The following is a 13,558-nucleotide window of genomic DNA, read 5'->3' as shown; positions in this document are numbered from 1 at the left end:
TCTGCGGTGGTCGCGGCGCCGGAGTGGAGGAGGTGGCGTCGAGCATGAGCATCACGTTGACCGCCCTGGGCTGGGACGCCGAGCGGGCGGCGCATCTGCGACGTATCCGTACCGATCACCGTCCGGGTCGGGTGGCCCGGGTCGACCGTGGGGTCTGCACCGTGCTGACCGAGGTGGGGCCGGTGCGTGCCACCTCGGGCGGGGCGGTGCTGGTCGCCGCCGCGGGTGACCCCACCCGGCTGCCCGGCGTGGGGGACTGGGTGCTGCTCGGGCGCTGGCCCGACGCCCGGATCACCGTGGAGGCGGTGCTGCCCCGGCGTACCGCGTTGGTGCGGCGCACCGCCGGCAAGGACGCCGCCGGTCACCTGCTCGCCGCCAACCTGGACGTGGCGGCCGTGGTGGAGGCGGTGCACCCGGCGCCCGACGCCGCCCGCGTCGAGCGGCTGCTGGCGCTGGCCCACGAGTCCGGCGCCCGTCCGCTGGTGGTGCTGACCAAGACCGACCTGGCGGCCGACCCGGTCGCGGTGGCGCGGCAGCTCGCGGCGCTGGCTCCCGGCGTGCCGGTGCTGCCGGTCAGCGCCGAGCGCGGCACCGGGCTGGACCCGCTGCGCGCCGAGGTCGGCCCCGGCCGCACCCTCGGTCTGCTGGGACCTTCCGGTGCGGGCAAGTCGAGCCTGGTCAACGCGCTGGCCGGGGCGACGGTGATGCCCACCCAGGCGATCCGGCGGGTGGACGGCAAGGGCCGGCACACCACCACCTGGCGGGCGTTGGTGCCGCTGCCCGGCGGTGGGGCGGTGGTGGACACCCCCGGCGTCCGGGCGGTCGGTCTGCTCGACGGCGCGACCGGGCTCGACCGGGCCTTCGGCGACATCGCCGCGCTGGCGGTCGAGTGCCGCTACGGCGACTGCGGGCACGAGGCCGAGCCGGGGTGCGCCGTCCAGGATGCGCTGCGGACAGGTGAGCTGACCGCCCGGCGCTGGGAGAACTGGCGACGGCTGCACCGCGAGATCGCTCACGAGACCGGGCGGCGCGCCGCCCGCCGGCCCCGCCGTCGGGGCAGATTGTCGTAGGGCGGGTCTACAGTTGCCGGGGCGCTTTTCCGCGCCGGCACAACCGCTTGGGCGTACCCCGAAATCGGGTTCGCCCAGAAAGCCGGGTTTGCCCGAAAGGTCGGGTTCATCCCTGAAAGCGGACAGATCTTCCTTCGTCATCCTCACCCGGGAGTACACGGACCGTGGCCGACCGTTTGATCATTCGTGGCGCACGCGAGCACAACCTGCGTGACGTCAGTCTCGACCTGCCCCGGGACGCCCTGATCGTGTTCACCGGGCTGTCCGGCTCGGGCAAGTCGAGCCTGGCCTTCGACACGATCTTCGCCGAGGGGCAGCGCCGCTACGTGGAGTCGCTGTCGTCGTACGCGCGGCAGTTCCTCGGCCAGATGGACAAGCCGGACGTCGACTTCATCGAGGGGTTGAGCCCGGCGGTCTCGATCGACCAGAAGTCGACCTCGCGCAACCCGCGCTCGACCGTCGGCACCATCACCGAGGTCTACGACTACCTGCGACTGCTCTTCGCCCGGGTCGGCGTGCCGCACTGCCCGGTCTGCGGCGAGCGGATCTCCAAGCAGAGCCCGCAGCAGATCGTCGACCGGGTCCTGGCGATGGCCGAGGGCACCCGTTTCATGGTGCTCGCCCCGGTGGTGCGCGGCCGCAAGGGCGAGTACGTCGACCTCTTCGCCGAGCTCCAGTCCAAGGGGTACGCCCGGGCCCGGGTCGACGGGGTGGTGCACCAGCTCACCGACCCGCCGAAGCTCAAGAAGCAGGAGAAGCACACCATCGAGGTGGTGATCGACCGGCTCAGCGTCAAGGCCGGCGCCAAGCAGCGGCTGACCGACTCGGTCGAGGCGGCGCTCGGGCTCTCCGGCGGTCTGGTGCTGCTGGACTTCGTCGACCTGGCCGAGGACGACCCGGACCGGGAACGCCGCTACTCCGAGCACCTGGCCTGCCCCAACGACCACCCGCTGGCGATCGAGGACCTGGAGCCCCGGGTCTTCTCCTTCAACGCGCCGTACGGCGCCTGCCCCGAGTGCACCGGCCTGGGCACCAAGAAGGAGGTCGACCCGGAGCTGGTCGTCCCGGACCCGGAGCGCAGCCTGCGCGAGGGCGCGATCCAGCCCTGGGCGACCGGGCACAACCTGGAGTACTTCCTGCGGTTGTTGGAGGCGCTGGGCGAGGCCGAGCACTTCACCGTCGACACGCCGTGGCGGGCGCTGCCGTCGCGGGCGCAGAAGACGATCCTGCACGGTTCCGACGACCAGGTGCACGTGCGCTACCGCAACAAGTACGGCCGGGAGCGCTCGTACTACACCGGCTTCGAGGGCGTGGTGCAGTGGATCGAGCGCCGGCACTCCGACACCGAGTCGGAGTGGTCCCGGGACAAGTACGAGGGGTACATGCGTGACGTGCCCTGTGCGGCCTGCGGCGGTGCCCGGCTCAAGCCCGAGGTGCTCGCCGTCACGCTGGCCGGGCGCAGCATCGCCGAGGTGTGCAACCTGTCCGTCGGCGAGTGCGCCGACCTGCTGGCCGGCATCGAGCTGACCGACCGGCAGAAGCTGATCGCCGAGCGGGTGCTCAAGGAGATCAACGCTCGGCTGCGCTTCCTGCTCGACGTCGGTCTGGACTACCTCTCCCTGGACCGGGCCGCCGGCACCCTCTCCGGTGGCGAGGCGCAGCGCATCCGGCTCGCCACCCAGATCGGGTCCGGCCTGGTCGGCGTGCTCTACGTGCTGGACGAGCCGTCGATCGGGCTGCACCAGCGCGACAACCACCGGCTGATCGAGACCCTGGTCCGGCTGCGCGGGCTGGGCAACACGCTGATCGTGGTCGAGCACGACGAGGACACCATCCGCACCGCCGACTGGATCGTGGACATCGGGCCCGGCGCGGGGGAGCACGGTGGGCAGATCGTGCACAGCGGCTCGGTGCCGGAGCTGCTGACGAACCCGGAGTCGATGACCGGGGCGTACCTCTCCGGACGTCGGGAGATCCCGCTCCCGGCCGGGCGCCGCCCGCAGACGCCGGGTCGGGAACTGGTGGTGCACGGTGCCCGCGAGCACAACCTGCGCAATCTCACGGTGAACTTCCCGCTGGGCCAGTTGATCGCCGTCACCGGCGTCAGCGGGTCGGGCAAGTCGACCCTGGTCAACGACATCCTCTACGCGGTGCTGGCCAACCAGATCAACGGCGCCCGGCTGGTGCCTGGCCGGCACACCCGCGTCGGCGGGCTGGAGCACGTGGACAAGGTCGTCGGGGTCGACCAGTCACCGATCGGTCGGACGCCGCGCTCGAACCCGGCGACCTACACCGGCGTCTGGGACCACGTGCGCAAGCTGTTCGCCGAGACCACCGAGGCCAAGGTCCGGGGGTACGGGCCGGGCCGGTTCTCGTTCAACGTCAAGGGCGGACGCTGCGAGGCGTGCTCCGGTGACGGCACCATCAAGATCGAGATGAACTTCCTGCCCGACGTGTACGTGCCGTGCGAGGTCTGCAAGGGCGCCCGGTACAACCGGGAGACCCTGGAGGTGCACTACAAGGGCAAGACCGTCTCCGACGTGCTGGAGATGCCGATCGAGGAGGCGGCGGAGTTCTTCTCCGCCATCCCGGCCATCCACCGGCACCTCAAGACGCTCGTCGACGTGGGCCTGGGCTACGTCCGGCTGGGCCAGCCGGCGCCGACCCTCTCCGGCGGTGAGGCGCAGCGGGTCAAGCTCGCCTCCGAGCTGCAGAAGCGGTCCACCGGGCGGACGGTGTACGTGCTCGACGAGCCCACCACCGGCCTGCACTTCGAGGACATCCGCAAGCTGCTGCTGGTGCTGGAGGGGCTGGTCGACAAGGGCAACACGGTGATCACCATCGAGCACAACCTCGACGTGATCAAGAGTGCCGACTGGCTGATCGACATGGGCCCGGAGGGCGGTCACCGGGGCGGCACGGTGCTCGCCACCGGCACCCCGGAGGAGGTCGCCGAGGTCACCGAGAGTCACACCGGGCAGTTCCTACGGACCGTGCTCAAGCTCGACGGCACGGCCAAGGGCGCGACGGCGGCCACCGCCCGGGCCGCCAAGGCCAACGGTGCCAAGTCCACCGCCGCGAAGGCCACCGGGGCCAAGACGCGCGGTCGCAAGGCGGCCGCCGCCCGCTGATCCGCGAGGCCCGGCCGTCGCCCGTGGCGGCGGTCGGGCCCACCCGTTGGGGTACGCCCGAGTGGCCGATCGGGTGAACCACCGGGCAGAGTGGTGCGTGTCGAGAGACGTAGCCACGGATCATGCACGGTGGTAGCCGAAGAGAGAAGCGAGGCGGCATGAGTGACGATCAGGTGCTGGCCGGACCGGACACGCGTACCCGACGGAGCCTGCTGACCGGCGTGGGCGCGGTCGGCGCGGCGGTAGTGCTGGCCGGGTGCGGCGGCGGTGACGACTCCGGTGACGGCGCGGCCCCGACCAGCGGCGGACCTCAGGTCACCAACACCGGTGACCCCGGCGGCGGGGACCGTGAGGGGGCGCAGTCACTGGCCAGGACCGCCGACATCCCGGTCGGCGGCGGTGCGGTCTTCGCCGCGCAGGGCGTGGTGATCACCCAGCCCAGCGCCGGGGAGTTCAAGGGGTTCGACCCGATCTGCACGCACCAGGGCTGCCCGGTGTCGAACGTCGACGGCGGGACGATCAACTGCACCTGTCACGGCAGCAAGTTCTCCATCGAGGACGGCTCGGTCAAGGCCGGGCCGGCGACCACCGGCCTGCCGGCCAAGGAGGTCAAGGTCGACGGGGACCAGATCTCGCTGGCCTGACAGCGGGGCACACGGATACGGGCGCGACCGGGGCGAACTCGCCTCCGGCCGCGCCCGTCCGCGTCACTGCGCGTACGCGGACAGCTCCCACAGCGAGAAGCCGTACGTGGTGGCCCGGGTGAGCCCGTACACCCGCACGTAGCGGGCCTGTTGCGGGGCGAAGGTCAGCACGTCGGTGCCGCCGTCGCCGGCCGTGGTCGACCAGACCGTCCGCCAGGTCGCGCCGTCGTCGGAGACCTCGATGCGATACGACCGGGCGTACGCGGACTCCCAGGCCAGGGCCACCCGGCCGACCTGCCGCACCGAGCCCAGGTCCACCCGCAGCCACTGGTTGTCCGACCAGGAGCTGGCCCAGCGGGTGTTCAGGTCACCGTCGACGGCGCGGGCGGCGCCGTTGCCGAGCTGGCTGCTAGAGGCGGTCACCGGACGGCCGGTCGCCAGGTTGGTCACCGCGTCACCACGTCGGGCCGGGAACGACACCACCTGCTGGTAGGTGGGGCGGTTCTGCCAGGCGATGGTGGCGTGCTTGATACCGCCCAGCGGCGACTGGACGATCGCGTCCGCGCACCACTGGTCACCGGCGGCGCAGGTGGCGTCGCCCGGGTACGTCTGGGCGGCCGGGGTCGTCGACGCGGTGCGCAGCGTGTCCAGCAGCACCTGACGGCACGTACCCAGGTTGCCGGCGCCGCAGAAGGTCCGTCCGGGGTCGCCGGCGACCGGGTCACCGAGCACCGCCCGCAGGTCCTTGTCGACGTAGCCCCACCAGCCGTACTGGAACGCCGAGCCCTTGTGGGTCTGCGCGCTGTTCGCCGAGGACGGCAGGTTCGACACGTCGCCCTGTTGCAGGCCGGACGGGGACTCGTTGATCTGCATCGCGTTGATCACGGACTGGTAGAGGTCCGTGCCGAGCTGGTCGCGGAACATGCCCCGCACCAGCAGCGGCCACCAGGCGTCGAAGGTACGGATCGCCTCGGCGTGCTGGTACACCTTGGAGCCCTTGGCGGTCTCCACCCGCAGCGCGCCCGCCTGTCGCCAGGCCTTGAGCCGGGTGATCTCGGTGGCCAGGGCGCTGTCGGTGACCGGCTGGCTCTCCAGCACCCGGATCAGCTCGCCGAGCACCTCTGCGCCGCGCAGGTCGGTCAGCCCGGCCCGCTGCACCAGTTCGGTCAGCGAGGCCCGGTCGAACTTGCGGCCCGCCGAGATGGCCGCCTTCATCGGCTTGTCCAGCAGGTCACCCCGGTGTACGGCACCGAAGCTGAAGTTGCCGTCGGCGGCACCGAAGTCCTTGGCCTGCTTGTTGTTCCAGCTGATGTAGTAGTCCTGGTTGATCGACTGCGGGTGGGCCGAGCGCGGCGCGTACCGCGCGGTGCCGGTCGCCGGGTCGAAGTCCTGCCACTCGTAGGCCCGTTCGGCCTTCATCGGCAGATTCGGGTTGCTGCCGGCGGCCCGCACCGGGTTGAGCCCGGAGTTGAAGTACGCCGACTGGGTGGAGTTGACGTAGAACCAGTTGAAGGCGTACTCGACGTTGTTGGCGGAGGTGAGGAACGCCTCGGCGGAACCCATCTGGGTCGGGTCGTTGAACATCTGGAAGCCGATGGCCGAGTCGGCCTCACGACCGTAGGTGGAGCGCAGTTGGGTGAACGCGTGCGGCACCCCGCCCACCGTGCCGCGCCAGCCCACCAGGCCCAGCTTGGTACGCCAGGCGACCAGCTTGTACGACCCGGCCGCGGTGCTGTCGGCGACGGTCGGGGTCCACCGGTTGACCCGGGACAGCTCCTCCATCGCCAGGCACTGGCCCCGGAAGAGGTAGTGGTTGCTGGCCGGCGTCGGCGTTCCGCCGCCGGGCACGCAGAGCGGCATCGCGTACGTGTCGGTGATGTCGTGGATCGAGGAGGTGGCGCTCCACGCGTAGTCCTGGCCCCGGCCGAGCAGGACATAGAGGTTGAGTCCGGCGAAGGCGGCGCCCCGGGCGCTGATGCCCGGGCCCTGCAACTCCTGCACCATCAGCAGTTGCGGGGAGAAGTAGCCGGTCTGCGGCCCGAAGACGGCGATCGGATGTCCGGTGGCCGAGTGGGCGGCGGAGACCACGGCCGCGTTGGACATGCCCCGGTGCGCCGGGTCGATGGTCAGCCCGGAGAGCGCGGCGGCCAGTTCCGAGCTGCGGTTCGAGGTCGTGGCGGTGGTGGCGGAGCCGGTCTGGTCGGTGACGATCGGCTCGACCCGGGCCGACCCGGCGTCCGGCAGCACCACGCTGGGCGCGTTCGGCGCGGCGTCACCGTACGGGAAGCTCTGCCCGTCGTGCAGGGTCAGCACGGTCTCCGGGTCGTTCTGCCCCCGGAAGGCGTTCCACACCCGGTCGCCGTCGGTCGGACCGAACTTGGCCCGGGCCGCGATGCGGACCAGCGCCGACTGCATTTCGGTGCCGCCACCGCCGCCGAAGAGGCCGCCGACGACCCCGGCGATGGCGATCAGGTCGGTCATCACGAACGGCTTCGGTCCACCGGCGTTCGTGATCGCGTCGAGGTGACCGGTCAGCACGTACTCGCCGGGGCAGTTGCGGTTGGCCATGCAGGTCTGGATGTAGGCGTTGACCCCGGCGACGTACTCCTGCACGTCGGCGTAGAGCTGCTCGCCGCGTGTCCCACCCTTGCCGCGCAAGGCGTTCACCTGGGCCTGCAGGTCCGCCTCCGTGTACGGGGAGGTGCGCCACACGCTCTGCTCCAGCGCCCGGTTGCCCGGTGCGCCCCCGGCGAACGGGGTCAGCGTGCCCCGACCGACGTGCCGCAGCAGGTCCATCGTGAAGAGTCGGTCCTCGGCTCCGGCGTACCCGGCGCCGTACATGGTGCCGCCCCGGGTGGTGCCGGTGATGTGCGGGACACCGTTGGTCCGGTCGCGCACGATCCGCACGTCGGAACGCGGGGAGTAGTCGCGTTCGACCTGGCCGGGGGCGACGCCGAAGGAGGCGTCCCGGAAGAACGTGCTGACCTGGTCCTCGCGCAGCCCGGCGTAGCCGTAGACCAGGTTGGCGTACGTGTCGAGCTGGTCGGCGGAGTGCCGGGGAAGCGTGCCGAACGCCTGGTTGCCCAGGACCTCGACGAGGGTGGCGTTGCCGTTCTGGCCGGGCGGCAGGATCTCGGAGCACTCGCCGAGGCAGTAGTCGTTGCCGGCGAAGGCGCTGGCGACGTTCACGGCGAGGGTGCCGGCGTCGGGGACGGGGGTGGCGGTGGCGGGGGAGGACACGCCGACGAGCGCGGTGGCGACCGCGAGGGCGGCGGTCGCACCGGCGAGCAGCCGGCGGGTGGCGGGGTGAGCAGGCATGGCGATCCTCTGTGGACGGGGGACCATCGGGCGGGATCATTACGTGAAGAACATTCGGTTACTGGATGGTAGGGGTCGGCGCCCGAGATTGGAAGGCATCAATCACGACTCCCCGGTACGCCGACCCCGGACGGGCGGAGAAAGGGGCGAGTGGGGATGATCAGGGCTGTCGGGGGTGGCGACTAGTCTCGGAGTGTGGCTGATCCGTCGACCTACCGTCCCGCGCCGGGCACCATCCCCGAGGCGCCGGGGGTCTACCGCTTCTACGACGGCACCGGCCGGGTGATCTACGTCGGCAAGGCGCGGAGCCTACGCAGCCGGCTCAACTCCTACTTCGGCGACCTGTGGGGGCTGCACCAGCGCACCCAGCAGATGGTCACCACCGCCGAGTCGGTCGACTGGGTCACCGTCGGCACCGAGGTCGAGGCGCTCCAGCTCGAATACCTCTGGATCAAGCAGTACGACCCGAGGTTCAACGTCCGCTACCGCGACGACAAGTCGTACCCGTACCTGGCGGTCACCCTCGACGAGGAGTACCCACGGCTACAGGTGATGCGGGGCAGCAAGCGCAAGGGGGTGCGCTACTTCGGGCCGTACTCGCACGCCTGGGCGATCCGCGAGACCCTCGACCTGCTGCTGCGGGTCTTCCCGGCGCGGACCTGCTCCGCCGGGGTGTTCAAACGGGCCGGGCAGGTGGGCCGTCCCTGCCTGCTCGGGTACATCGGCAAGTGTTCGGCGCCCTGCGTCGGCAGCGTCACCGCCGAACGGCACCGCGAGATCGTCGACGACTTCTGCGACTTCATGGCCGGTCGCACCGACTCCATGGTCCGCAAGCTGGAACGCGAGATGACCGAGGCCAGCGAGGCGCTGGAGTTCGAGCGGGCGGCCCGGCTGCGCGACGACGTCGCCGCCTTGCGCCGGGCGATGGAGAAGCAGACCGTGGTGCTCGGCGACGGCACCGACGCCGACGTGGTCGCGTTCGCCGACGACCCGCTGGAAGCCGCCGTGCAGGTCTTCCACGTACGCGGCGGCCGGGTACGCGGCCAGCGCGGCTGGGTGGTGGAGAAGACCGAGGACCTCAGCACCGGAGACCTGGTGCACCACTTCTGCACTCAGGTCTACGGCGGTGAGCAGGGCGAGACCGACGTCCCCCGTGAGCTGCTGGTGCCGGAGCTGCCCGCCGACGCCGAGGCCCTCGCCGACTGGCTCTCGCACCATCGGGGCAGCCGCGTGACCCTGCGGGTGCCGCAGCGCGGCGACAAGCGCACCCTGATGGAGACGGTCGAGCGCAACGCGAAGGACGCGTTGGCCCGGCACAAGCTCAAGCGGGCCGGCGACCTCACCACGCGGGGCAAAGCGCTCGACGAGATCAGTGACGCGCTCGCCATGCGGACCGCGCCGTTGCGCATCGAGTGCTTCGACATCTCGCAGATCCAGGGCACCGACGTGGTGGCCAGCATGGTCGTCTTCGAGGACGGCCTGCCCCGCAAGAGCGAGTACCGCCGCTTCATCATCCGGGGCGCCACCGACGACCTCTCCGCGATGTCCGAGGTGCTGCGCCGCCGTTTCGCCCGCTACCTCGACGCCCGCGCCGAGACCGGCGAGGCGGGTGCGGAGTCCGCCGTTGACCTTCCCGCCTCCGCTGAGGCGACGCGCGACGGGGCGGACCTGGGCGAGGACGAGCCGGGGGTGGGTGTGTTGGTCGACCCGACGACCGGGCGGCCGCGCAGGTTCGCGTACCCGCCGCAGTTGGTGGTGGTCGACGGCGGCGCGCCGCAGGTGGCCGCCGCCGCCCAGGCCCTGGCCGAGATGGGCATCGACGACGTGGCGCTGTGCGGCCTGGCCAAGCGGCTGGAGGAGGTCTGGCTGCCCGACGACGACTTCCCGGTCATCCTGCCGCGCACCTCCGAGGGGCTGTACCTGCTCCAACGGGTACGCGACGAGGCGCACCGCTTCGCCATCACCTTCCACCGGCAGCGCCGCTCCAAGCGGATGACCACCTCCGCACTGGACAGTGTCCCCGGCCTCGGCGAAGTCCGTCGCAAGGCGCTGCTGCGCCACTTCGGCTCGCTCAAGCGACTCTCGGCCGCCACCGTGGACGAGATCACCGAGGTCCCCGGCGTCGGCCGCCGCACCGCCGAGGCGATCCTCACCGCCCTCGGTGCCACCGACAGTCAGGCCGGCACTGACTGATCCTCGCGGTCAGCTCCGACGCGACCGTCCCATCGACTCCCGCGCGGCAACCTCGGGGCCTCGTCGCCTCGTCGCCTCGTCGCCTCGTCGGCTTGTCGGCTCGGTGTGATCGAGGTCGAGGGCAGTTTCCGCCCGAACCTGTCGAGCACCAGGCTGGTCGCCCGCGTCGGTCGACGACCCGACCTTGCCGACGTGATTCGGCGCCGTAGCGCGTCGTCGTCGGCCTTGCCAGGTGAGGTCTCACGACTATCGAGCTGACTGCACCGACGGGTCACCACTTCCGAGGGTGTGCACCGACGTGTCACCACTCCCGGCGGCGTGAGTGGTTCACCTCCGGTCCCCGCGTCCGACAGCAAGAACGGGTCAGCTCGAAAGGCGCCGACCTGGTCAGGCAGGAGAAGCTGCCGCACGCCAGGGAGGCAGGCTCACCGCTCCCGCCGACTGCCGAACAGTAGGCGCGTGAACAGCGGCGCGTTCAAGAGCGGCGAGCAGCGGGCGGGCGGCGGATCAGGTCGGGTCGGCCAGCACCGAGAGGATCTGCTCGCCGTACTTGGCCAGCTTGTTCTCGCCGACACCGCTGATCCGGGACAGCTCGTCCAGCGAGGACGGGGCGTCGGCGGCGATCTGCCGCAACGTGGCGTCGTGGAAGATGACGTAGGCGGGTACGCCCTGCTCCTTGGCACTGGTCGCGCGCCAGGCGCGCAGGCGCTCGAACGTACCGGCGGCCTCGGCCGGCAGTTCCGCGACCACGGTGGCCGCGCCCCGGGGCTTGGCCGTCTTCGCCGGCCGGGCCGGCTCCCGACGCATCATCACGGTACGTCGACGGCCGAGCACCTCGGCGCTGGCGTCGGTGAGCGCCAGGGTGCCGTAGTCGCCCTCGACGGCGAGCAGGCCCTCGGCGAGCAACTGGCGTACCACGCCCCGCCACTCCGCCTCGCTCAGATCGTCGCCGATGCCGAAGACGGTGAGCGAGTCGTGCCGGTGCTGGACGATCTTGTCGGTGCTCTTGCCCAGCAGGATGTCGACGCAGTGTCCGGCACCGAACCGCTGGTTGCGCTCCCGGTCCAGCCGGAACACCGTGGAGAGCAGCTTCTGCGCGGCGACCGTCCCGTCCCAGGACTCCGGCGGGGCCAGGCAGGTGTCACAGTTGCCGCAGTCACCGTCCAGGCGCTGCCCGAAGTAGTCGAGCAACTGCACCCGGCGGCAGCGGACCGTCTCGCAGAGCGCCAGCATCGCGTCGAGGTGCGCGGCGAGGTTTCGTCGGTGGGCCAGGTCGCCCTCGGAGGTGTCGATCATCTTGCGTTGCTGGACGACGTCCTGGAGCCCGTACGCCAGCCAGGCGGTCGACGGCAGTCCGTCCCGGCCGGCGCGACCGGTCTCCTGGTAGTAGCCCTCCACCGACTTGGGCAGGTCGAGGTGGGCGACGAAGCGGACGTCCGGCTTGTCGATGCCCATGCCGAAGGCGATCGTCGCCACCATCACCACGCCGTCGGCGCGCAGGAACCGCTGCTGGTTGGCGGCGCGGGTCGCCGCGTCCAGACCGGCGTGGTATGGCAGTGCGTCGATGCCGTTGGCGGTGAGGAACTCGGCCGTCTTCTCCACCGAGGCCCGCGACAGGCAGTAGACGATGCCGGCCTCGCCCGGGTGCTCGTCGCGCAGCAGGGCGAGCAGTTGCTTGCGTGCCTCCCGCTTGGGCACGATCCGGTACTGGATGTTGGGCCGGTCGAAGCTGGCCACGAAGTGCCGCGCCTCGGTCAGGTTGAGCCGGGTGGCGATCTCCGTGCGGGTGGCACTGGTCGCGGTGGCGGTCAGCGCGATACGGGGTACGCCCGGCCAGCGCTCGTGCAGCATCGACAGGTTGAGGTAGTCCGGCCGGAAGTCGTGCCCCCACTGCGACACGCAGTGCGCCTCGTCGATGGCGAAGAGGCTGATCCGGCCCCGCTCCAGCAGGCTCAGCGTGGCCCGGCTGGCCAGCGCCTCCGGCGCGAGGTAGAGCAGGTCGATCTCCCCGGCGACGAACTCCGCCTCGACCAGTCGGCGGGTGTCCAGATCCAGCGTGGAGTTCAGGAACCCGGCCCGGACCCCGACGGCGGTCAACGCGTCGACCTGGTCCTGCATCAACGCGATCAACGGCGAGATCACCACCGCGACACCGTCCCGGACCAGCGCCGGAATCTGGTAGCAGAGCGATTTGCCGCCGCCGGTCGGCATCAGCACCAGCGCGTCCCCGCCGGCCACCACGTGCTCGATGACCTCCTGCTGGAAGCCGCGGAACGCGTCGTACCCGAAGACCCGCCGCAGCACGTCGAGCGTCGCTGTCACCTTTTCGCTGATGGGCGCGTCGGAGGTGGCCAGTTCGGTGACGCTCACGTCGGCGGGGGAGACCATCCGAGGATTCTACGAGCCACACCGCCTGCGGTACGGACCGCCGTTCCCCCGCCGACGTGGCGCGACTGGCCGGGCAGCACCCGGATCGTGGCAGTGCAGCTGGTCTCGCCCCGGCGTGTCGGCTAGCTGCGGTGCCACGTTGACGGCTGATGGGCTCAGTAGCTCGGGGGGACGGGGACGCGTTTGGCCCAGCGGACCTCGCCGTCGTCGTCGACGTGGCAGAAGGCCACCACCAGGCGGGTCGGGTCCTCCAGCGGCAGCGCGTCGGGAGCGAGGCGGAACACCCCGATCAGGCTGCCGTCGCCGGTCGCGCGGGTGCCGATGGCGCCGACGTGCGGTGCGCTTCCCTGCGTACCGTCCGGCTCCTCGCGGGCGGCGGTGTCGGCCAGCCAGTCGTACCGGGCGGCCAGCACCTCGTACTCGGTGGACCAGCCGAATCCGGCGTCGCCGGCGGCGTCGTAGCCGCCCTCGGGGCGCAGCACCCGGGGCGGTGACTGTCGGTCGTCCAGCAGCAAGACCTGGTAGGAGCCCTTGCGGGGCGGCCCGGACCAGCGCAGCCGCAGCACCACCGACTGCCGGTCGGGATCGCCGTGGACGCGGTCGGTCGCATGCGGCCAGCCGAGCGCGGCGGCGGCGCGTGCCACCCGGTCCGGTTCCGGCAGGCGGGCCTCGACGGTCACCGCGACCTGGTCACCGCCGTGTGCCCACTCACGTTCCCGTTCGACGAAACGATCCACCGTGGCCAGCACCGCGATCGTGACCGAGACAAGGGCCACCACCCAGCGCAGCCGCGCCCCGTGCCTCCCCATTTCCG

7 protein-coding genes are annotated in these 13,558 nt (G+C 71.4%); 4 read left to right on the top strand and 3 right to left on the bottom strand.

Annotated elements, in window-relative coordinates:
• The first annotated feature begins 44 nt into the window (after positions 1 to 44).
• From rsgA to HUT12_RS22775, 3 genes are all read left to right on the top strand, one after another.
• Positions 45 to 1,070: a ribosome small subunit-dependent GTPase A gene (rsgA, locus tag HUT12_RS22785; protein ID WP_176094642.1), complete on the top strand. Its 1,026-nt coding sequence runs from the start codon at positions 45 to 47 to the stop codon at positions 1,068 to 1,070.
• A gap of 164 nt (positions 1,071 to 1,234) precedes the next feature.
• A complete protein-coding gene (uvrA, locus tag HUT12_RS22780) occupies positions 1,235 to 4,201 on the top strand; it encodes an excinuclease ABC subunit UvrA (RefSeq protein ID WP_176094641.1) in 2,967 nt (988 codons plus the stop codon).
• A 158-nt stretch (positions 4,202 to 4,359) separates the two neighbouring features.
• The gene (locus HUT12_RS22775; protein WP_131052183.1) at positions 4,360 to 4,845 is read left to right on the top strand and encodes a Rieske (2Fe-2S) protein; all 486 of its coding nucleotides are present in this window, start codon (positions 4,360 to 4,362) and stop codon (positions 4,843 to 4,845) included.
• Between the two features lie 63 nt (positions 4,846 to 4,908).
• Here the strand turns inward: HUT12_RS22775 and HUT12_RS22770 are convergent, their stop codons facing one another.
• A complete protein-coding gene (locus HUT12_RS22770; protein ID WP_176094640.1) occupies positions 4,909 to 8,163 on the bottom strand; it encodes a penicillin acylase family protein in 3,255 nt (1,084 codons plus the stop codon).
• 195 nt (positions 8,164 to 8,358) lie between these two features.
• On the opposite strand from HUT12_RS22770, the gene uvrC reads away from it, so the two are divergent.
• A complete protein-coding gene (gene uvrC / locus HUT12_RS22765; RefSeq protein ID WP_176094639.1) occupies positions 8,359 to 10,356 on the top strand; it encodes an excinuclease ABC subunit UvrC in 1,998 nt (665 codons plus the stop codon).
• A 507-nt stretch (positions 10,357 to 10,863) separates the two neighbouring features.
• Here uvrC and recQ read toward each other — a convergent pair.
• Entirely contained in the window at positions 10,864 to 12,744 is a 1,881-nt protein-coding gene (recQ, locus tag HUT12_RS22760) for a DNA helicase RecQ (protein ID WP_236145636.1), read from the bottom strand.
• 155 nt (positions 12,745 to 12,899) lie between these two features.
• On the bottom strand, positions 12,900 to 13,553 hold the full coding sequence (locus tag HUT12_RS22755; protein WP_176094638.1) for a hypothetical protein: 654 nt from the start codon (positions 13,551 to 13,553) through the stop codon (positions 12,900 to 12,902).
• Positions 13,554 to 13,558: the final 5 nt, after the last annotated feature.

Origin of the sequence: Verrucosispora sp. NA02020 (genome assembly GCF_013364215.1) — a bacterium.
Taxonomy (GTDB): domain Bacteria; phylum Actinomycetota; class Actinomycetes; order Mycobacteriales; family Micromonosporaceae; genus Micromonospora.
The sequence above is the reverse complement of the archived record's forward strand: the minus strand, read 5'-3'. Positions and strand labels throughout refer to the sequence as shown.